The sequence below is a fragment of the Streptomyces sp. HNM0575 genome, assembly GCF_012726265.1.
In the GTDB taxonomy this organism is placed as follows: domain Bacteria; phylum Actinomycetota; class Actinomycetes; order Streptomycetales; family Streptomycetaceae; genus Streptomyces.
Window position 1 is genome coordinate 10216 of record NZ_JAASAG010000018.1, and the last position, 23313, is coordinate 33528.

Annotated in this window: 3 protein-coding genes; all 3 read left to right on the forward strand. The window is 74.5% G+C overall.

Annotated elements, in window-relative coordinates; translation table 11 throughout:
• Positions 1-19: 19 nt before the first annotated feature.
• Complete coding sequence (locus HCC61_RS28795; protein ID WP_169140579.1) at positions 20-10636, forward strand: type I polyketide synthase; 10617 nt, start codon at positions 20-22, stop codon at positions 10634-10636.
• Positions 10637-11151: 515 nt separating this feature from the next.
• Entirely contained in the window at positions 11152-15990 is a 4839-nt protein-coding gene (locus HCC61_RS28800) for a type I polyketide synthase (protein WP_169140581.1), read from the forward strand.
• Between the two features lie 75 nt (positions 15991-16065).
• The gene (locus HCC61_RS28805) at positions 16066-23262 is read left to right on the forward strand and encodes a type I polyketide synthase (RefSeq protein ID WP_169140583.1); all 7197 of its coding nucleotides are present in this window, start codon (positions 16066-16068) and stop codon (positions 23260-23262) included.
• Positions 23263-23313 lie beyond the last annotated feature (51 nt).

The following is a 23313-nucleotide window of genomic DNA, read 5'->3' on the forward strand; positions in this document are numbered from 1 at the left end:
CACGGATGGGTTCTGCACGATGACGAACGAACCGAAACTCGCGAACGAACCGAAGCTCCTCGACTACCTCAAGCGCGTCACCGCCGAGCTGCACGAGACCCAGGAGCGCCTCGCCGAGCTGGAGGACGCACAGACGGAGCCGATCGCGGTCGTCGGCATGTCCTGCCGGTTCCCCGGCGGCGTCGGGTCCCCGGAGGAGCTGTGGCGTCTCGTCGACGAGGGCGCCGACGCCGTAACGGGCTTCCCGGACGACCGCGGCTGGGACCTCGACGAGCTGACGCGGGAGTCCTCCGTGCAGGAGGGCGCCTTCCTCGACGGCGCCGACCACTTCGACGCCGGCTTCTTCGGCATCAGCCCCCGCGAGGCCACCGCGATGGACCCGCAGCAGCGGCTGCTGCTGGAGACGGGCTGGGAGGCGCTGGAGCGCGCGGGCCTCGACCCGCTCACCGTCCGCGGGACCCGCACCGGGGTGTTCGTCGGCAGCAACAACCAGGATCACGTGATCGTGGTGGCGGGCGCCGGCTCGGACGTCGCGGGCCAGGGCGTGACCGGGGCGACGCAGAGCGTCCTCTCCGGCCGGGTCGCCTACTTCCTCGGCACCGAGGGGCCCGCGGTCACCGTCGACACCGCCTGCTCGTCGTCACTGGTGTCCGTGCACCTTGCGATGGACTCGCTGCGGCGCGGTGAGTCGACGCTGGCGATGGCGGGCGGCGTCGCGCTGATGGCCACGCCCGCGATGTTCGTCGAGGCGGGACGGCAGGGCGCCCTCGCCTCCGACGGCCGGTGCAAGGCGTTCTCCGCCGAAGCGGACGGCACGGGCTGGGGCGAGGGCGTCGGCTGGCTGCTGCTGGAACGGCTCTCCGACGCACGCAGGAACGGGCGCACGATCCTCGCCGTGGTCCGCGGCAGCGCCGTCAACCAGGACGGTGCGTCCAACGGCCTCACCGCGCCCAGCGGCGCGGCACAGCAGCGGGTCATCTCAGACGCGCTCGCCGACGCGGGCCTCGGCGCGGCGGACGTCGACGCCGTCGAGGCACACGGCACCGGCACCGCGCTGGGCGACCCGATCGAAGCACAGGCGCTGCTCGCCACCTACGGCCGTGCGCACAGCGCGGACCGGCCGCTGTGGCTGGGCTCCCTCAAGTCGAACGTCGGCCACACCCAGGCCGCCGCCGGCGTCGGCGGCCTGATCAAGATGGTGATGGCACTCCGGCACGGCGAGCTGCCGCGCACCCTGCACGCGGACCGGCGCACGGACGAGGTCGACTGGTCGGCCCGCAGCGTCGAGCTGCTCACCGACGCCCGTCCCTGGCCGGAGACCGGTGCGCCGCGCCGTGCGGCGGTCTCGTCGTTCGGCGTCAGCGGAACCAACGCGCACATCGTCCTGGAGCAGGCGGCCGAGACCGAGACCGGGGCCGCGGCAGCGGAGAGCCCCGTGGCCGAGCCGGACGGGCCGCTGCCGTGGCTGCTGTCCGCGCGGAGCGAGCCGGGTCTGCGCGGCCAGGCCCGCAGCCTGCTGGACCACGCCGAGTCACATCCGGAACTGTCCGCTGCGGACATCGGGCTGTCGCTTGCGACCACGCGCTCCACGTTCGACAACCGTGCCGTGGTACTGGGCGCCGACCGCGACGAGCTGCTGCGCGGCCTGCGCGCGCTCGCCGAGGGCGAGTCCGCCGCGAACGTGGTGACGGGCACCGCTGCCTACGGCGACCGGGTCGCCTTCGTCTTCCCCGGCTTCGGTTCCCAGTGGCCGCGCATGGCCGCCGGACTGCTGGAGTCAGCCCCCGCCTTCCGCGCCGAGTTCGAGGCCTGCGAGGCCGCCTTCGCCCCGCACGTCGGGTACTCGCTCACCGACGTCGTGCGGGGCGCCCCCGACGCACCCGAGATGGCGCAGGTCGAGGTCGCCCAGGTCCTGCTGTTCGCGGTCATGGTCTCGCTCGCCGCGCTGTGGCGTTCGTACGGCGTGGAGCCCTCCGCGGTGATCGGCCACAGCCAGGGCGAGATCGTCGCCGCCTGCGTGACCGGCGCGGTGTCCAGAGAGGACGCGGCGCGAGTGGTGGCCGCGCGGAGCAAGGCGCTGCAAACGCTCGCCGGTACCGGTGCGATGGCCTCGGTTCAGATGAGCGAGGACGAACTGGCCCCGCTCATCGAGACGTGGGCGGGCCGCATCGAGGTCGCCGCCGTGAATGGCCCGCGCGCCGTGGTGATCACGGGCGAGCAGGCCGCGATCGACGAATGCGCCGCCCTGCTCGACGAGCGCGACGTCAAGGTGCGCAAGCTGCCGACGGACGTCGCGGGCCACTCGTTCTACGTCGAGGGTCTGCGCGGTGAGCTGGAGCAGGTCCTCGCGACGCTCTCCCCGCGAGCCACCGGGACCCCGCTCTTCTCCACCGTCACCGGCGAGCGCGTCGACACCGCCGCACTGCGGCCCGCCCACTGGTTCAGCAACGTGCGCGACACGGTCCGCTTCGACCAGGCGACCCGCGCCGCCCTCGGCCAGGGCTACCGCCTGCTGCTGGAGGTGAGTCCGCACCCTGTCGTCTCGATGGGCGTCGAGGACATCGCCGAGGACGTCGGCGTCGCCGCGGCCGTGACCGGCACGCTCCGCCGTGACCAGGGCGGCTTCGCCCAGTTCCTGCGGGCGCTGGCCGGCGCGCACGTGCACGGCGCACCGGTCGACTTCACCGCGCTGTTCGCCGGCGGTCGCCGGGTGGACCTGCCGACCTACGCCTTCCAGCACGAGCGCTACCGGCTCCAGCCCGCCGCGACCGGCGACATCGCCTCGATCGGCCTGGTCCCGGCCGGGCATCCGCTCGTGCCGGCCGGGGTCACGCTGCCGGCCTCGGGCGGACTGCTCACCGGCCGGCTCTCCCGGCGTTCCCACCCCTGGCTCGCCGAGCACGAGGTGCTCGGCAAGGTGGTGGTGCCCGGGAGCGTGCACCTGGAACTCGCCTTCCGCGCGGGGGACCAGGTCGGCTGCGGGACCGTCGAGGAGCTGACGCTCCAGGCGCCGCTCATCCTGCCCGAGCACGGCTCGGTCGCGATCCAGGTCCACGTCGGTGCGATCCAGGAGAGCGGCAACCGCGAGATCTCCATCCACTCCCGGCCGGACGGCGGCGTGCGGGCCGAGGACCAGGAGTGGACCTGCCACGCCGTCGGCAGCCTCGGCACCGCTGCGGGCACGACGGCGGGCACGACGGCGGCCGCGGACGCCGGCACGCTCGCCGAGTGGCCGCCGCCGGGTGCCCGGCCGCTACCGGTCGAGGGGCTCTACGAACGGCTCGGCGCCGCCGGGTTCGGCTACGGCGAGGTCTTCCGTGGCCTGCGTGCCGCCTGGCGGCGCGGTCAGGACGTGTTCGCCGAGGTGACGCTGTCCGAGCAGGGCGAGGGCAGCGGGTACGGGCTGCACCCGGCGTTGCTCGACTCGGCCTTCCACGCGCTGTTCGCAGCGCAGACCGAGGACGACGGCCGCCCGATGCGGATGCTCTTCGCCTGGAGCGGCGTCCGCCTGCTGGCCGCCGGCGCGACCGCGCTGCGCGTGCGGCTCACGCTGACCGGTGACGACTCGATGTCGATGCTGGCCACCGACGGGCAGGGCGAGCCCGTCGCCGTCGCGGACGGCCTGGTTGTGCGCGAGGTGACGGCGGCGCAACTCGCCGCCGCCGCGGCCGCGCAGAGCGGCTCCCTCTTCCGTCCGCAGTGGACCGCGACTTCCCCCGACGCCGAACCGGACGACGGTGAGGTCTGCCGCTTCGACCTCGCGGAGTGGCCGGTGCCGCCCGCGCCGGTGCTCGTCGTCGATGCCGACGCCTGCGAGCCCGGCCCGGAGTTGAACGGCCCGGAGTTGACCGGCCCGGAGCTGACCGGCCGGTTCGCGAAGCTCGTCGACGAGTTCCTCGCCGACGACCGGTACGTCACGAGCACGCTGGTGGTGCGTACCCGCTCTGCGGTCGCCCTCGACGGCGAGCAGCCCGACCTCGGCCTCGCCGCGCTGCCCGGCGTGGTCCGGGCCGCCGCTTCCCCCCGTGTCCGCCTGACCGACCACGACGGGACGGCGGCCTCCCGCGGCGTGCTGGGCACGGTGGACGGCGAGCCCGTCACGGCCGTACGCGAGGGCGCCGTACACGTGCCCCGGCTGGCGCGGGTGGCTCCGCCCACCGAGCCCGTACCTCCGCGATGGACCGGGACGGTGCTGGTCACCGGCACCGGAGACGAACGGACCCCGCACCTCGTGGACCACTTCCACGTGCTCGGCGCCGAGCACGTGGTGCTGGCCGGTGCCTTCGACGAGTGCCCCGGCGCTGACGTACGGGCCTGCGAGACGCGGGACCGGGATGCGCTCGCCGCGCTGCTGGCGGAACTGCCCGGGCCGCTCGGCGCCGTCGTGTGCACCGACCCCGCCGACTCCCAAACCCCCGGACACCTCGACGAGTTGGTGACCAGCGATGCGCCCTTCGTGCTCTTCGCTTCCGCCGACGGCCTCTTCGGTGGGGAGGACGCCCCGACGACGGCGTTCGCGGCCGCGCTCGCCGCGCACCGGCGGGCGAGCGGCCGGAACGCCGTGGCGCTGCCGTGGGGTTCCTGGCCGGCGGCCGGCCTCTCCGCGGCCGAGGCCATGGAACTGCTCGACACCGCTCTCGCGCTCGACGATCCCTGCCTCGTCCCGATGCGGTTGCGGCCCGCGGCGGACGGCGCGGTCGACCCGCTGCTGAAGGACCTCGTCCACAGGCCCGCCCGGCGCACATCGGGTGCGTCCGCGCCGTCGTCCGGCTTCGGCTCCCGGCTCTCCGCGCTGCCGCAGGCCGAGCGGCTACGGGCCGTCGTCGACCTCGTGCGCACCGAGGCGGCCGTGGTCCTCGGTTACGCGGGGCCGGAGGCGATCCCGGCGGGGCAGAAGTTCCGCGACCTCGGGTTCGCCTCGATCACGGCGGTGGAGCTGCGCGGCCGTCTCGCCGCGGCGACCGGGCTGGCACTGCCCGCGACGCTGGTCTTCGACCATCCGTCCGCCACCGCGCTCGGCGAGAAGCTGCTCGAACTCGTCCTCGGCACGACGCGCTCGGCGGAGCCGGTGCGTGCTGCCGCCCCGGCCGACGAGCCCGTGGCCGTCGTCGGCATGTCCTGCCGCTTCCCCGGAGGCGTCGGATCGCCCGAGGACCTGTGGCGCCTGGTCGCCGACGGGACCGACGCCATCACCGGCATGCCCGACGACCGCGGCTGGGACCTGGAGGCCCTGTACGACCCGGACCCTGACGCCGTGGGCACCAGCTATGTGCGCGAGGGCGGCTTCGTCGACGGCGCCGGCACCTTCGACGCCGGCTTCTTCGGCATCAGCCCCCGCGAGGCACTCGCCATGGACCCGCAGCAGCGGCTCCTGATGGAGACCGTCTGGGAGGCGATCGAGCGCGCCGGCATCAACCCGGCCTCGCTGCGCGGAAGCGACACCGGCGTATTCGTCGGCAGCAACGGCCAGGACCACGCGATCGTCCTCGCCGACGCGGACGACGCCCTCGCGGGCTACCGCGCCACCGGCGTGAGCGCGAGCGTGATGTCGGGGCGGATCTCCTACACGCTGGGTGTCGAAGGCCCGGCGATGACCGTGGACACGGCCTGCTCCTCGTCGCTCGTGAGCCTGCACCTGGCCGCGCAGTCGCTGCGCGGCGGCGAATGCTCGCTCGCCCTCGCGGGCGGCTGCTCGATCCTGTCCACGCCCACGCAGTTCGTGGAGTTCAGCAAGCAGGGTGCGCTGGCCCCGGACGGGCGGTCCAAGGCGTACGCGGCGGGCGGCGACGGGTTCGCCGTCTCCGAGGGCGCCGGCTGGGTCGTGCTCGAACGGCTCTCCGACGCCCGCCGCAACGGACACCGCGTACTCGCCGTCATGAAGGGCTCGGCGGTCAACCAGGACGGCGCCTCCAACGGGCTCACCGCGCCCAACGGTCCCGCGCAGCAGCGGGTGATCCGCCAGGCGCTGGGCAGCGCGGGCCTGTCGGCGGGAGAGATCGACGCGGTCGAGGGGCACGGCACCGGCACGGCACTGGGCGATCCGATCGAGGTCCAGGCGCTGCTGGCCACCTACGGCCGGGAACACGACCGCGAGCAGCCGCTGTGGCTGGGCTCGCTCAAGTCGAACCTGGGTCACGCGCAGGCCGCGGCCGGGGTCGCCGGCGTCATCAAGACAGTGCTGGCGCTCAACCACAGCGTGCTGCCGAAGACCCTGCACGTCACGGAGCCGACGCACGAGGTCGACTGGTCCGGTGGCGCGGTCGAGGTGCTCACCGAGGCGCGGCCTTGGCCCGACACCGGTCGCCCGCGCCGGGCCGGGGTGTCGGCGTTCGGCATCAGCGGGACCAACGCGCACGTGATCCTCGAACAGGGCCAGGCGCAGGACCGGGACCAGGACCGGGATCGGGACCAGGGCCGGGTCCAAGACCAGGGCCAGGACCGGGAGTTGGCCGCCGGGCAGCCCGCCGCGGGGCCGGTGCCGTGGGTGCTGTCGGCCAGGAGCGAGCGCGCCCTGCGTGCGCAGGCCGGACGGCTGGCCGCCCACGCCGGAGACCGTCCGGACCTGTCCGTCCAGGACATCGCTCGCTCTCTCACCGAGACGCGGGAGACGTTCGAGCACCGGGCCGTCGTCGTCGGGGCCGACCGCGACGAGCTCGTGCGCGGACTCACCGCGCTCGCCGCGGGCGAGCCGGCGGCCAACGTGGTGCGGGGCACCGCGGCCCACGGCGGCCGGGTCGCGTTCGTCTTTCCCGGCCAGGGCTCCCAGTGGGCGGGGATGGCGCTGGAGCTGTACGACTCGTCGGCCGCGTTCCGCGAGGAGTTCACGGCCTGCTGCGCGTCGCTCGCGCCGTGGATCGACTTCCGGCCCGTGGACGTGCTGCGCGGCGCCGAGGGCGCGCCCGGACTCGACCGGGTCGACGTGGTGCAGCCGATGCTGTGGGCGGTCATGGTGTCGCTGGCCGCGCTGTGGCGCGCCCACGGGGTGGAACCGGCAGCGGTACTCGGGCACAGCCAGGGCGAGATCGCCGCGGCTGCCGCGACCGGTGCGCTGTCCCGCGACGACGCGGCAAAGGTCGTCGCCTTGCGCAGCCGTGCGCTGACCCGCATCGCCGGAACCGGCGGCATGATGTCCGTCCAGCTCGGCCGTGACGAGGTGACCGAACGGATCGCGCCCCGGGGCGACCGGCTCTCGGTGGCCGCCGTCAACGGACCGCGCGCCGTCGTACTGGCCGGCGAGGTCGCCGCGCTGCACGAGCTGCACGCCGAGCTCGTGGCGGAGGACGTCAGCGCCCGCATCATCCCGGTCGACTACGCCGCGCACTCCGCACAGGTCGACGGGATCAGCGAGGAACTGCTGGACCTGCTGGCGTCCGTGACCTCCGTGGAGACGGCCGTTCCGTTCCACTCCTGTGTCGACGGTGCCCGCCGCCCGACCGCCGGACTCGACGCCGAGTACTGGCGCCGGAACCTGCGCGACACGGTGCAGTTCGACCGTTCCGTCCGCGGGGTGCTGGACGACGGCGTACGGATGCTGGTCGAGGCGAGCCCGCACCCGGTGCTCTCGACGGCCGTCGAGGAGATCGCCGCCGACGCCGGCAGCGAGGCGGCGGCGTGGGGGACCCTGCACCGCGGCGAGGGCGGCCCGACGCGGTTCCTGCTGGCGCTGGCCCAGGCGCATGTGAACGGCGCGGCCGTCGACTGGTCGCCCGCGTTCGAAGGCACCGGGGCCGCGCTCGTCGAACTGCCCACCTACGCCTTCCAGGGCGAGCGCTTCTGGCTCACGGCGTCCGGCCGTCCCGCGGACGCCGCGGCGATGGGCCTGACCGCCGCCGCTCACCCGCTGCTGTCGGCCGAGGTCGACCTCCCCGACTCGGGCTCGGTCGCGTTCACCGGCCGGGTCTCGCTCGCCGCGCAGCCGTGGCTCGCCGACCACGTGGTCTCCGGCATGGTGATCCTGCCCGGGACCGCGTACATGGAGATGGCCTTCCACGCCGCGGACCGGGTCGGCTGCGAGTCGGTCGAGGAACTGACCGTGCAGGCGCCGCTGTTGCTCTCGGAGCGCAGCGCACACGCCGTGCAGGTCGTGGTCGCCGCCCCGCTGGAGACCGGCCAGCGGCAACTCACCGTCTACGCCAGGCCCGAGCACGACCGGGAGGAGCTCGACGAGGCCGAGTGGACCTGCCACGCCACCGGCTGGCTGCGTGCGACCGCGCCCGCCGGGTCCGGCCCCGCGGCGCCGCTCTCCTGGCCCCCCGAGGACGCCTCCCACGTCACGGCCGACGAGGTCTACGGGATGCTGGTGGCCCGCGACTACGGCTACGGCCCGGTCTTCCAAGGCCTGCGCGACGTCTGGGTCCGCGGCCGCGAGGTGTTCGCCGAAGTCTCCCTGCCGACGCAGGCACGCTCCGACGCCGAGCACTTCGGGCTCCATCCGGCGCTGTTCGACGCCGCGTTCCACGCGTTGATCGCGGGACAGGAGCGCGACCGCGAGCAGCCGCTGCGGCTGCCGTTCTCCTGGACCGGGGTGCGGCTCTTCGCCGCCGGCTCTTCGGTGATGCGCGTGCGCATGGACCTCACGAGCGAGGAGACGGTGTCGCTCACCGCCGTCGACGAGACGGGGCGGCCCGTGGTCGCCGTCGACTCGCTGCTGGTGCGGGAGATCGGCGCGGTCGCCATGCCGTCCCAGCCGGGCGGCGGCCACCACCGCTCGCTGTTCCGGCCCGAGTTCGCGCCGCTGGGCGTACAGGCGGGGAAGACGGGACGGTGGGCCGTCGTCGGCGACTCGCCGCTCACGAAGTCGCTCACCGCGGACGACTCCACGGTGGCGTACTTCTCCTCCTGGGCGGATCTGGCCGCAGCCGCCGAGGTGCCGGACACGCTGGTGCTGCCGGTCGGCGCCCCGGACGGTACGGCCGGCTGCCCCGACGTGCCGGCCGCCGTCCGGCGCGTGACCGCGGACGTGCTCGCCCTGGTCCAGGACTGGCTGTCCGAGGAGAGGTTCGCCGACACCCGGCTCGTCGTGGCGACCACCCACGCCACCCACGCCACCACCGGCGACCCGGACCTCCTCCAGGCGCCGCTGTGGGGTCTGCTGCGCAGTGCCCAGTCCGAGAACCCGGACCGGCTCGTACTGGTCGACCTCGACGAGAGCGCCGACTCGCTGCGTATGGTTCCGCAGGCCGTGGCCACGGCCGTCGCCGCCGACGAGCCGCAACTGGCGCTCCACGCAGGCGAGTTGCTGGCCTGCCGGCTCGCCCGGGTGCCCGCGGCCGCCGAACCGGCCGAGGCACCGGCGCTCGACCCGGACGGGACGGTGCTGATCACCGGTGTCTCGGGACTGCTCGCCGGGCATGTCGCCCGGCACCTCGCGGCCTCCGGTTCGCGCCACTTCGCCTTGCTGAGCCGCCGTGGAGACGCCGCGCCGACCACGGCGCGGCTCGTCGCCGACCTCGCGCTGGAGGGCGCGACGGCGACGGTCGCGGCCTGCGACGCCGCCGACCCCGAAGCCCTGCGTGCGGCGGTCGACGCGATCCCGGAAGAGCACCCGCTCACCGCGGTCGTACACACCGCGGGCGTACTCGACGACGGCGTGCTGGGCTCGCTCGACCCCGGCCGCGTCGACACGGTCTACCGGCCCAAGGTCGACGCCGCGTGGAACCTGCACGAGCTGACCCGGGACCTGCCGGTCGCCGTGTTCGCGCTGTTCTCCTCGGCGGCGAGCACGCTCGGCGGCGGCGGCCAGGGCAGCTACGCGGCGGCCAACATGTTCCTCGACACCCTCGCCGCGCACCGCCGAGGGCACGGCCTCGCCGCCACCTCGATGGCGTGGGGCATGTGGGAGGACAGCGGCGACCCGGACAACCCCGGGCTCGCCGGGCACCTCGGTACCACCGACCGCGGCCGCGCCGGCCGCGGCGGCCTGCTCCCGGTCTCGTTCGAGCAGGGCATGCGGCTTTTCGACACCGCGGTCGGCCTGCCGGACCCGGTGGTGCTCCCCATGCGGATGGACATCAGCGGGCTGCGCTCGGCGGGCGGCCCGATCCCCTCCCTGATGCGGGGCCTGGTCAAGGCACCGGTGCGCAGGGCCGCGGAGGCCGCGCCGCAGTCGGCCGCCGGGCTCACCGACCGGCTCGCCACACTGTCGCGCTCGGAGCGCGAGCGGTTCCTGCTCGACCTCGTCCGCGGCCAGGCCGCCGCCGTGCTCGGGTACGCCTCGGCGCACCTGGTGCCGGTGGACGAGGCGTTCCGTGACCTCGGCTTCGATTCGCTGACCGCCGTCGAGTTGCGTAACCGGCTCAAGGTCGCGACCGGGCTGACGCTGCCCGCGACGCTCGTGTTCGACCATCCCAGCCCGCGCGCTCTGTGCGCGTTCCTGCTTGGCGAACTCGGCGACGGCGAGACCGAGGACGTCGCCCCGGCGCAGGCGGAGCTGGACCGGCTGGAGGCCGCGCTCGCCGCGGCCCCCGCGCAGGACGCGGGCGACGAGCGGGTGGCACGGCGACTCAAGAAGATCCTCGACTCCTGGACCCGGGCCCGGGCCTCGGACACCGCGGCGCCGGCCGCCGCGATCGGCACCGCTTCCGTCGACGACCTGCTCGCCTACATCGACAACGACCTCGGCCGAAGTCGCGCGTGAGTCCCGCCGCGGAGAAAGGAATCCCGATGACCGTGCCGAACCGCCCGGGCGGCCGGCTGAGCGGGGGTGAGCATTCCCTTGCCGGCAGCGTGGCCCCCGGCACCCCGGTCCGTCGGCGTACGGAGCGAACAGGGCGGTCCGGCGCGCCACTTGCCCGGCCGGTGCCCGCGACCCGCTCGCCCGGGGCCGGAGCCCGTGGGGCGCGAACGTGCCGGGCGGCCCGCCCGCCTCGGGGCGCCCGCCCGCCTCGGGGCGGCACCGTCATCCGCGGCCGGGCGGTCCGCACGGGTACGAACCCGGCGCCGTACGCGGTGCGGCCCCCGCGGAGCGGAGCGCACTCCGCGGGCAGAGGTGACCGCAGTCGCCGGCCGTACGCCGGAACCGTGCCGGAGGTGCCGGAGACCGGGCGGACCTGTCCTCGAAGCAGCCCACGGCGTCCTCGAAGCAGCCCACGGCGGGCCGTCACCAGCAGCACCCGGTCCGTCCGGAACGCCGCACATCCCTAGGAACTCACCATGACGAACGAAGACAAGCTGGTCGACTATCTCCGCTGGGTCACCACGGACCTGGCCGAGACCCGGGAGAAGCTCCGCGAGAGCGAGGAGCGGCAGCAGGAGCCGATCGCGATCGTGGGAATGTCGTGCCGCTTCCCCGGCGGGGTGAGCACGCCGGAGGAGCTGTGGGATCTCGTCGCCGAGGGGGGCGACGCCATCTCGCCGTTCCCCGCCGACCGCGGCTGGGATCCCGGCGTCTACGATCCGGAGCCCGGCACGCCCGGCAAGAGCTACGTCCGCGAGGGCGGATTCCTCGACGGCGCGGGCGACTTCGACATCGGGTTCTTCGGTATGGGCCCGCACGAGGCCGTCGCGACCGACCCGCAGCAGCGGCTGCTGCTGGAGACCGCGTGGGAGGCGCTGGAACGCGCGGGCCTCGCCCCGGCCTCGCTGCGCGGCAGCCGTACCGGGGTGTTCGTGGGGAACAACGGGCAGGACCACGTGATCGGCCTGTCCGGTGCGCCCGCCGAGTTCTCCCAGCACAGCGTCACCGGCGCGACCGCCAGCATCATGTCCGGCCGCGTCTCTTACACCTTCGGCTTCGAGGGTCCGGCCCTGACCGTGGACACGGCCTGCTCCTCCTCGCTGGTCGGGCTGCATCTGGCGGTCGGCGCGCTGCGCCGCCAGGAGTGCCCGATCGCCCTGGTCGGCGGCGTCACCGTGATGACGACGCCGACGCTCTTCGTCGGGTTCAGCCAGCAACGAGGGCTCTCCTCGAACGCGCGCTGCAAGTCGTTCTCCGCCGACGCCGACGGCACGTCGATGGCGGAGGGCGTCGGCTGGCTCGTGGTCGAGCGGCTGTCGGACGCCGTACGCCAGGGGCACCGGGTGCTCGCGGTGGTGCGCGGCACCGCCGTGAACCAGGACGGCGCGTCCAACGGCCTGACCGCGCCGAGCGGCCCGGCGCAGCAGCGGGTGATCCGGCAGGCGCTGGACAGCGCCGGGCTGGCCCCGGGCCAGGTCGACGCCGTCGAGGCGCACGGCACGGGCACTTCGCTGGGCGACCCGATCGAGGCGCAGGCGCTGATGGCCGTCTACGGGCGCGACCGTCCGGCGGGGCGGCCGCTGTGGCTCGGCTCGGTGAAGTCGAACATCGGCCACACACAGGCCGCGGCCGGTATCGCCGGGATCATCAAGACGGTGCAGGCGATCCGGAACGCCGAGCTGCCGACGACGCTGCACGTCGGCGAGCCGACCGGCCAGGTGGACTGGGACGCGGGCGGGGTGTCACTGCTGACCGAGCCCGTCGAATGGCCCGGGACCGGACAACCGCGCCGCGCGGCCGTGTCGTCGTTCGGCGCCAGCGGCACCAACACCCACGTGATACTCGAGCAGGCCCCCGAGACGGCCGATGCCGAGGGAACAGCCGCCGAGGGAACCGACGCCGAGAAGGCAGACGCGGAAGAAGCGGTCGCGGAGGAAGCCGCCGCCGAAGAAGCGGTCGCGGAGGAAGTGGCCGCGGAGCCGCCGGAGATCGTGCCCTGGACCGTCTCCGCGAAGTCCGATGAGGCACTCGCCGCGCAGGCCGGCCGTCTGCTGTCCTACGTGGACGAGAACCCGGACGTCCCCGTGACGGATGTCGGCTTCTCGCTCGCCACCACCCGCTCCGCGTTCGACCGCCGCGCGGTGGTGCTCGGCCGCGACCGCGACGAGCTTCAGCGCGGGCTGCGCGCCCTCGCCGACGGGCAGGAGAGCCCGCTGGTGGCGACGGGCCGCAAGGGCGGCGGCCTCGCCGTGCTGTTCACCGGCCAGGGCGCGCAGCGGGCCGGTATGGGCCGCCGGCTCCACGAGCGGTTCCCGGTCTACGCGGCGGCATTCGACGAGGCGTGCGCGCTGCTCGGGTCGCAGGTGCGCGACGCGGTCCTCGACGAGTCGGGGGACTTGGAGCAGACCGGTCTGGCGCAGCCCGCCCTGTTCGCCTTCGAAGTCGCGCTCTACCGGCTGCTCGCGTCCTGGGGCGTGCGCCCCGACGTGGTCGGCGGGCATTCGGTCGGCGAGATCACGGCCGCCCACGTCGCCGGTGTGCTCTCGCTCGAAGACGCCTGCACGCTGGTGACCGCGCGGGCCGGGCTGATGCAGGCGCTGCCAGAGGGCGGCGCGATGGTGGCCATCGAAGCCGGTGCGGACGAGGTCGGTGCGCTCGTGGCGGAGACCGGCGGCGAAGTCGGCATCGCCGCGGTGAACGGGCCGGAGTCCGTGGTGCTTTCGGGCGCCGAGGCGGACGTCGTCGAACTCGCCGCGCGGTTCTCCGTGCGCGGTGTCCGCACACAGCGCCTCAGCGTCTCGCACGCGTTCCACTCGCCGCTGATGGAGCCGATGCTGGCGGACTTCCGCACGGCGATCGGGGGGCTCGCGTACAACCCGCCGCGGATTCCGCTGCTGTCGCTGGTGTCCGGAGAGGTCCTCGCGGACGTGCCCGGCGCCGACTACTGGACCGGTCACGTCCGCGAGACCGTGCGGTTCGCCGACGGCGTCGGCGCCCTCTCGGAGTCCGGCGTCTCGACGGTGCTGGAGGTCGGGCCGGACGCGGTGCTGACCGGGATGGGCGGCGGCGGTCTCGACTGGATACCCGCCTGCCGGGCGAAGCGTCCCGAGGTCCTGGCGGCGGTGCAGGCTGCCGCGGAGGTCTCCGTGCGCGGGGCGGAGGTCGACTGGGCAACGATGTTCGCCGGCTCCGGCGCCCGGGTCGTGGACCTGCCGACGTACGCCTTCCAGCACCAGCGCTACTGGCTGGAGACACCGCCGGACGCCGACCGTGCCGACGGCGGCTTCTGGCGCGAAATGGAGCGCATCGACCCGGAGTTGCTCTCCACCGACGAGGCCGTGCGGGAGTCGCTGCGTACCGCGCTGCCCGTGCTCGCGGACTGGCGCAGGCGGCAGGAGACGGAGGCCGCGGCAGACCTGTGGTGCTACGAGGTCGACTGGCAGCCCCTGCCGGAGCCGCCGCCGGGCGTCCTGTCCGGTACCTGGCTCGTCGTCGCTCCCAGCGGTGCCGCGAAGGCGGAGTGGACCGCCGACGTCGTCGACGGCCTGACCGCCGCCGGCGCCAAGGCCGACCTGGTGGAGGTCGCCCCCGGGACCGGACGGGCCGAACTCGCGCGGCGAATGCACGGGGCCGACGCGACCGGGATCGTCTCCCTCCTCGCGCTCGACGGCGGCTCAGCGCTCGGCGACATGGTCGCGCTCGTACAGGCGCTGGGCGACGCCGGGGTCCCCGCCCCGCTGTGGTGCTTCACGCGGGAGGCGGTCCATGACGGCGTCGGCGATCCGGACCAGGCCGCGCTCTGGGGCTTCGGCCGGGTCGCCGCCCTGGAGCACCCCGAGCGCTGGGGCGGACTCGTCGACCTTCCCGCCGTCCTCGACGCCCGCGCCGGAGCCCGGGTCGCCGCCCTGCTGGGCGGCGGTCCGGAGGAGGACCAGGTCGCCGTGCGGGCGTCCGGGACCTTCGGCCGGCGACTGCGGCGCCTGGACACCCCGCCGGCGCCGCCCGGATCGAAGCAGTCCTATCCGGGCACCACGCTCATCACGGGCGGCACGGGCGCGCTCGGCTCCCACGTCGCCCGCCGTCTCGCTGCGGCCGGAGCCGAGCATTTGCTGCTGCTCAGCCGCGGGGGAGATGACGCCCCCGGAGCGGCGGAACTCGCCCGGGAGCTGCGCTCGTCGGGCACCGCGGTCACGATCGCCGCCGCCGACGTCGCCGACGAGGACCAGCTCGCCCGCGTCCTCGCGGACGTCCCGGCGGACCGTCCGCTGCGCTCGGTGTTCCACACCGCCGGCGTGGTCAGGACCGAGGAGCTGGAGGCGACCACGCCGCAGATCCTCACCGAAGTGCTCTCCGCGAAGGTCGACGGGGCACGGCACCTCGACGCGCTGGTGCCCGGCTCGGTGGAGCGCTTCGTACTGTTCTCGTCGATCTCCGGGATCTGGGGCAGCAGCGGGCACAGCGCCTACGCACCGGCCAACGCCTACCTCGACGCGCTCGCGGTGCGGCGCCGGGCCGGTGGCGCCGCCGCGACCGCCGTCGCCTGGGGCCCCTGGGCGGAGGGCGGCATGGGCGGCGGTGAGGACGCCCACCGCGAGGCCGTGCGCCGCGGCCTGCCGGTCATGGACACCTCCACGGCGCTCACCGCGCTGGACCGGGTACTGGCCGCCGGCCTGACCTGCGTGACCGTCGCGGACGTCGACTGGGCCCGCTTCGCGCCGCTGTTCACCGGCAACCGGCCGAGCCGCCTGTTCACCGGCCTGCCCGAGGCGGCAGCGGACGCCGCCGAACCGGCGGGCGGCAAGGGCTGGCGGGACCTGCTCGCGGCGCTGCCCGCCGAGGACCGGCCCGCCGAGCTGCTGGGGCTGGTCCGCGACGAGGTCGCCACGACCCTCGGCCACGCCGACGGGTCCGCGATCGACGTCGACCAGCCCTTCCGCGACCTCGGCTACGACTCGCTCGCGAGTATCGAGCTGCGCAACCGGCTCGCGTCCAGGACCGGCCTGACCCTGCCCGCCGGGCTGGTCTTCGACCACCCGGCACCGGCCAGGCTCGCCGCGTACCTGCTCGACGAACTGGGCCTGGACGCAGCCGATCCGTCCCGGGCGGTGCTCGACCACCTGGAGCGGCTGGAGTCCGCCCTGGCGGCCGCCTCCTCGACCGAAACCGTTCGCGGCGAGCTGACGCCGCGGCTCCGCGCCGTGCTCGCAAAGCTCGGCGACGACGGGGCCGAGGACACCGAAGCGGTGTCCGAGCAGCTGCGCTCCGCCTCCGTTGAAGACGTTTTCGCCTTCGTGGACCAGGAGTTCGGCCGATGACCCAACCCGACCTGCACCTGCGGTGGCTGCGGTCATCGTGTCCGGTACGCGCCCTTCGAATGGCGGTGGAAGACCATGTCCGATCCCAAGCCCGATGAGTCCAGCCTCGATGAGGCCATCCCCCATGCGGCCAAGCCCGATGAGGGCAAGCTCGTCGACTACTTCAAGCGTGTCACGGCCGACCTGTACCAGACGCGGCAGCGGCTGAGGGAGGTCGAGCAGCGCGACTCCGAGCCGATCGCGATCGTCGGCATGGCCTGCCGCCTGCCCGGCGGCGCCGACTCCCCGGAGGAGTTCTGGCAGCTCCTGCTCGACGGGAGGGACGCCGTCTCGCGCTTCCCGGAGGACCGCGGCTGGCCCGGTGAGGACGAGCTCTACCACCCCGACCGCGAGCACACCGGCACCAGCTACGTCCGCGAGGGCGGCTTCCTGCATGACGCGGACCGCTTCGACCCGGCGTTCTTCGGGATCAGCCCGAAGGAGGCCGTGGCGATGGACCCGCAGCAGCGGCTGCTGCTGGAGACCGCGTGGGAGGCGTTCGAACGGGCCGGCATCGACCCGGGCACGCTGCGCGGCAGCCGCACCGGTGTCTTCGCGGGCGTCACGCACAACGACTACGTGTCGCGGCTGCGCGAGGTGCCCGACGGCTTCGAAGGCCAACTGCTGGCAGGCGGCGCCGCGAGCATCGCGGCGGGCCGGGTCTCCTACACCTTCGGCTTCGAGGGCCCGGCGCTCGCGCTCGACACCGCGTGCTCGTCCTCGCTCGTCGCCCTGCACCTCGCCGCGCAGTCGCTGCGCAAGGGCGAGAGCACGCTGGCGCTCGCCGGCGGAGTCACGGTGATGGCCACGCCCACGACGTTCGTCGAGTTCAGCCGCCAGGGCGGGCTCGCCGGCGATGCGCGCGTGAAGCCGTTCGACGCCGCCGCCGACGGGACCTCCATGTCCGAGGGCGCGGGCTGGGTGCTGCTGGAGCGGCTCTCCAGCGCTCGCCGCAACGGCCACCCGGTACTCGCCGTCCTGCGTGGAAGCGCGGTCAACTCCGACGGCGCCTCCAACGGCCTCACCGCCCCGAGCGGACCGTCCCAGCAGCGCGTGATCCGTCAGGCGCTGGCCGAAGCGGGCCTCACGCCCGCCGAGGTCGACGTGGTGGAGGCACACGGCACCGGCACCGAACTCGGCGACCCGATCGAGGCGCAGGCCCTCATCGGCGCCTACGGACGGGAGCGGGAACGCCCCCTGTACCTGGGCTCGGTGAAGTCGAACATCGGCCACGGGCAGGCGGCCGCCGGTGTGGCCAGCGTGATCAAGACCGTGCTCGCCCTGCGCCACGGCGAACTGCCGAAGACCCTGTGGCTCCGCGAGCCCACCCCCCAAGTCGACTGGTCCGCCGGCGCCGTGGAGCTGCTGACGCAGGCGCGGCCCTGGCCGGAGACGGGCCGTCCGCGCCGCGCCGGGGTGTCCGCGTTCGGAGCCAGCGGCACCAACGCGCACGCTGTCCTGGAGCAGGCGCCGGCCGTCGAGGAGGAGCCCGAACCGGCGGCCGCGAGGCCGGAGGCCGTGCCGCTCGTGCTGTCGGCGAAGTCGCCCAAGGCGTTGCGCGCGCAGGCCGCCCGGCTGCTCGAACGGCTCGACGCGGACCCCGCACCGGCCCTCGTGGACGTGGCGTACACGCTCGGCGCCGCCCGCGCCTCCTTCGAGCACCGCGCGGTGGTCGTCGCCCGGGACCTGGAGGAGGCGCGGACCGGGCTGAAGGCGCTCAGCGCGGGGGAGCAGGCGCTGGGCGTCACCGTCGGCAGGGCAGCCGACCGGGGCCGTCCCGTGTTCGTCTTCCCAGGACAGGGACCCCAGTGGGCCGGGATGGCCGCCGATCTGCTGGCCACCAGTGCCGTGTTCGCCGACGAGTTCCGCGCATGTGCCGAAGCCCTGCTGGAGTGGGTCGACTGGTCGCCCGAGGCGGTGCTCTCCGGCGCCGCCGAACTGGACCGGGTCGACGTCGTCCAGCCGTTGCTGTGGGCCGTCGACGTTGCGCTCGCCGCGCTGTGGCGTTCGTACGGCGTGGAGCCCTCCGGGGTGATCGGGCACAGCCAGGGCGAGATCGCCGCGGCGACCGCGGCCGGAGCGCTGTCCCGCCGCGACGGCGCGAAGATCGTCGCGCTTCGCAGCATCGCCGTCGGCGCGATAGCCGGCACCGGAGGCATGACCTCCGTGCAGTCGGACAGCGCCGGCCTGGCCGGGCTGATCGAGGCCCACGCCGGGAAGCTGTCGGTCGCAGCGGTCAACGGCCCCCGGGCGACCGTGGTGTCGGGTGAACTCGGCGCCCTCGACGAACTGGAGGCCGAACTGACGGCCGCCGGCATCGGCCACCGCCGCATCCCCGTCGACTACGCGGCCCACTCCCCGCAGGTCGAGCGGATCAGACGGGAGCTGGAGCAGGGAGTGGCCTCGACGGAACCGGCCGCGACCTCCGTGGCGTTCTTCTCCACCGTCGACGGCGCCCGCCGCGACGGGGAGTCCCTCGACGCCGCGTACTGGTACCGCAACATGCGCGACCCGGTGCTCTTCGAGCAGGCGGTCCGCGAGGCGCTCGACTGGGGCAGCAGGGCCGTCGTGGAGGTCAGCCCGCACCCCGTGCTGTCGATGGCCGTCCAGGACGTGCTCGACGAGACCGACGGCCAGGCGGTCACCTTCGGCACGCTGCGCCGCGGCGAGTCAGGCCCCGTACGGTTCCTGATGTCGCTGGCCGAGGCCTACGTGCACGGCGTCGGCGTCGACTGGGCCGCGGTGTTCACCGGCTACGGCGCCCGGCTCGTGGACCTGCCGACGTACGCCTTCCAGCGTGAGCGGTTCTGGATGGACGACCCGTTCCGCGGCGGCGACGCGTCCGCGATGGGACTCGCCACCGGCACGCACCCGCTCGCCCCGGCGCAGCTCACGCTCGCCGACAGCGGCGAACTCCTGCTCACCGGACGGATCTCGGCGGCCACGCACCCGTGGCTGGCCGATCACACCGTCTTCGGCTCCGTCGTCGTACCGGGCACCGCGCTGCTCGACCTCGCGCTGCACGCCGGAGCACAGGCAGGCGCCGGCCGCATCGACGAGCTGGTGCTACAGGCGCCGCTCGTGCTCCCGGAGAAGGGCGGGGTGTCGTTGCAGGCGGCCGTGGGCCCGCCGGACGACGAGGACCGCCGCCCGTTCACAGTGCACACCAGCCCCGAGGGAGCGGACGGCGAGTGGACCTGCCACGCCACCGGCGTGCTCGGGCCGGAGCCTCCGGCGCCGCCGTCCGCGCAAGGGCAGCAGTGGCCGCCCGCGGGTGCGGAACCGCTGCCGCTCGACGGCTTCTACGAGCGGATGGCCGCCGTCGGCTACGGGTACGGACCCGCCTTCCAGGGGCTGCGCTCGGCGTGGCGCCAGGGCGACGACCTCTACGCCGAGGTCGCGGTCGCGGGCACCGACCCCGGATTCGCCCTGGATCCGGCCCTGTTGGACGCCGCGCTCCACGCCGTCGTCCTGTCCGGACTGGACGACCTGGAACAGGGCGGTGCCGCGCGGCTGCCGTTCAACTGGAACGGTGCCCAGGTCTTCGCGACGGGCGCCACCACGCTGCGGGTCAAGCTCGCGGCGGGGGACGACGCGGTCGCGGTGACCGCGTTCGACGCGGACGGCGCGCTGGTGTTCGCGGCGGATTCCCTGGCTTCCCGGGAGGTCTCGGCGGAGCAGGTGGCCGCGGCCGCCCAACTCGGCGGAGACCGCTCCCTGTTCCGTCCCGAGTGGACTCCGCTGCCGGTCACGGCGGTGCGCGCCGGTTCCGGCCGCTGGGTGGCGGTCGGCGACTCGCCCGCGGTCCGGGCCCTCACCGCGTCCGACACGGCGGTGCGGCCGTTCGTGCACTGGGAGTCCCTTGAGGAGTTCGTGGCCGAGGGGTCCACGGCGCCGGACATCGTCGTGCTGCCGCTGGACGCGCGCGGCGGGACCGCGGACGAGGACGTGCCCGCCGGAGTCCGGCGGCTCACCGCCGACGTGCTGCTGCACCTGCAAAGGTGGCTGGCGGACGAGCGGTTCGCCGGCTCGCGGATGGTCGTCTTCACGAAGAACGCCATGGCCGTCGCGGACGGCGAGCGGCCCGACCCCGTATCGGCGTCGGTATGGGGGCTGCTGCGCTCCGCGCAGAGCGAGAACCCGGGACGCCTCCTGGCCGTCGACACCGACGCCACGCAGTCCACGCTGGACGCGCTGACCTCCGTCGTCGAGGCCGCGACGGCGGCGGGTGAGCCGCAGGTCGTCGTCCGCGGCGGACAGGCGTCCGTGGCGCGGCTCGGCCGGATCGGAACCGGCGAGCGGCTCACGGTGCCCGGCGAAGGACCGTGGCGCCTCGGCGCCCGCACCGCCGGGACCATCGAGGGCCTTGCGCTGGAGCCCGCGCCCGCCGCGACGGCGGACCTCGCCGCCGGCGAGGTGCGGGTCGGGATGCGCGCGGCCGGTGTCAACTTCCGCGATGTGCTGATGACCCTCGGCATGTACCCGGGCGAGCCGCGGCTGGGCAGCGAAGGCGCGGGCGTGGTCGTGGAGGTCGGCCCCGGCGTCACCGAATTCGCCCCGGGCGACCGGGTCTTCGGTGCCTTCGGCGACGCGTTCGGCCCGCTCGCCGTCGCGGACCGCCGCACGCTCGCCCCGATGCCGGACGACTGGACCTTCGCGCAGGCCGCCGCCGTGCCCGTCGCGTTCCTGACCGCGCTCCACGGGCTGCGCGACCTCGGCGGGCTCAGCGCCGGAGAGTCGGTTCTCATCCATGCCGCCGCGGGAGGGGTCGGCGCCGCCGCCGTGCAGATCGCGCAGCACCTCGGCGCCGAGGTGTACGCCACCGCAAGCCCGGCGAAGTGGGACTTCGTGCGCTCGCTCGGCGTGGACGACGGGCACCTGGCCTCCTCGCGCACGACCGAGTTCGGGGACAAGTTCTCCGGGGGCGTCGACGTGGTGCTCAACTCGCTCGCGGGCGAGTACACCGACCGCTCCCTCGAAGTCCTGCGCGACGGCGGGCGGTTCGTCGAGATGGGACTGACCGATCTGCGGGACCCGGCCGACCACCCCGGCATCGCCTACCGGCCCTTCCAGCTGCCGGAGATCGGGGCCGACCGGGTGCGGGAGCTGCTGCAAGAGCTGCTCGGCCTGTTCCGCTCCGGCGCGCTGAAGCTGCCGCCGATCCGCACCTGGGACGTACGCCGCGCACCGACCGCCTTCCGGTTCATGTCGCAGGCCCGTCACATCGGGAAGGTCGTGCTCACGATGCCGCGCCCGCTCGACCCCGGCGGAACGGCGCTCGTGACGGGCGCCGCGGGGCTGCTCGGCGGTGCCGCTGCCCGGCACCTGGCCGCCCGGGGCGTACGGAACCTGCTGCTGCTGAGCCGCCGGCCCGCGCCCGAGGAGCTCGTCGCCGAGCTGGAGGAGGCCGGTGCCGCGGTCACGGTCGCGGCGTGCGACGTCGCCGACCGCGCGGCGCTGGCGGCCGCGCTCGACCGCGTGCCCGCCGCGCACCCGCTCACCGCCGTGGTCCACACGGCGGGCGTGCTGGAAGACGGCGTCATCGCCTCGCTCACACCCGAGCGGCTCGACGCAGTGCTGCGCCCCAAGGTCGACGGCCTGCTGAATCTCGACGAGCTCACCGCGGACGCCGACCTCGCCGTGTTCGCCGCCTACTCCTCGGCGGCGGGCATCCTCGGCACCGCGGGCCAGGCCGGCTACAACGCCGGCAACACCTTCACCGACGCGCTCGCCGAGCTGCGCCGTGCCGACGATCGCCCCGCGGTCTCGCTCGCCTGGGGCCCGTGGGCACCGGTCAGCGAGATGACCGGGAACATGGGCACCGCCGACCGCAGCCGGATGACGCGTGGCGGCATCACCCCGTTCGACCTCGACGAGGGCATGCGCTGCTTCGATGCGAGCCTCGACGCCGACGAGCCGGTGACCGTGCCGATCACCCTCGACCCATCCGCGGCGCGCGACCCCGACGGGACCACGCCGGCGCTCCTGCGCAACCTCGTCCGCGGCTCCGGCCGCAGGCGGGCCGCCGGCTCCGGCCGGGGCGAATCCGCCGACGGCGGCGCGTCCGCCCTGCTCGCGCGGCTCGCCGGGCTGGACGAGCAGGGACGACTCACCGCGCTCGCGGACCTGGTACGCCGTGAGGTCGCGCTGGTGCTCGGCCACAGCTCGGTGAGCGACATCGAGGTCGAAGACACCTTCCGGGAGCTGGGGTTCGACTCGCTCAGCGCCGTGGAGCTGCGCAACCGCGTCAACGCGGCCACCGGCGTACGGATGCGTGTGACGACCGTGTTCGACTACCCGACCGCGAACGAGCTGGCCCACTTCCTGCTGTCGGAGCTGGTGATCCCGGAGAACGGCGAGGCAGCGGCCTCCGCCCCGGTCTCCGCACCGGTCGAGACGGGCACGGACACCGTCGTCTCGCTGTACCTCGGCGCGGTCGAGGAGGGCCGCGCGGCCGACGCGATGGCGATGCTGACCGCGGCGGCCGGCCTGCGCCGCAGGTTCACCGGCGGTGAGCCGGCGGGCGCGCCGAAGATCACCACGGTCGCGTCCGGCGACCTGCGGCCCGCGCTGGTGTGCGTCGCCCCGCCGATCGCGCCGATGGTCGAGACGGCGTACGGCATGTTCGCCGAGAGCCTTCCGGAGAAGCGCGACGTGGCGGTGCTGCGCCCGACCGGATTCGCCGAGGACGAGTTGCTGCCCGCCGACCTGGAGACGATGTTCCAGGTCTTCGGCGAGGCGGTGCTCGCCCACGCCGGGCTCGACCCGGTCGTGCTGGTCGGCCACTCCTCGGGCGGCTGGATCACGCACGGTACGGCCACGTATCTGGCCGGGATCGGCCGCCCGCCCGCCGCCGCGGTCCTGCTCGACACCTACTGGCCCGGCAAGGTCTTCCTCCAGGCCCAGCGGGAGTTTATGCGGGCGCAGGCGAAACGCCACGAGCTGATGGCGGACGACAGCGCGCCGCTGGGGCATCAACTCGTGGCGATGGGCGGGTATCTGGGGCAGTTCGACGCCTGGGCCCCGGAGCCGGCGCAGGCGCCGACGCTGCTCGTACGGGCCGCGCAGTACATGGACGACGAGCCGAAGCCCGCGGAGGTCCTCGAGGAGACCGATCCGGGCGGCACCTTCCACGAGACCGTCGCCGTGTCCGGCAACCACTTCTCGATGATGTCGAAGTACCCGGAGTCCACCGCCGCCGCGGTGCACCACTGGCTGGAGAAGACCCTGTGAGCGCCCGCCGCGGACGGTCCGCGGCACACCCCGAGACCCTGAAGGCCCCGA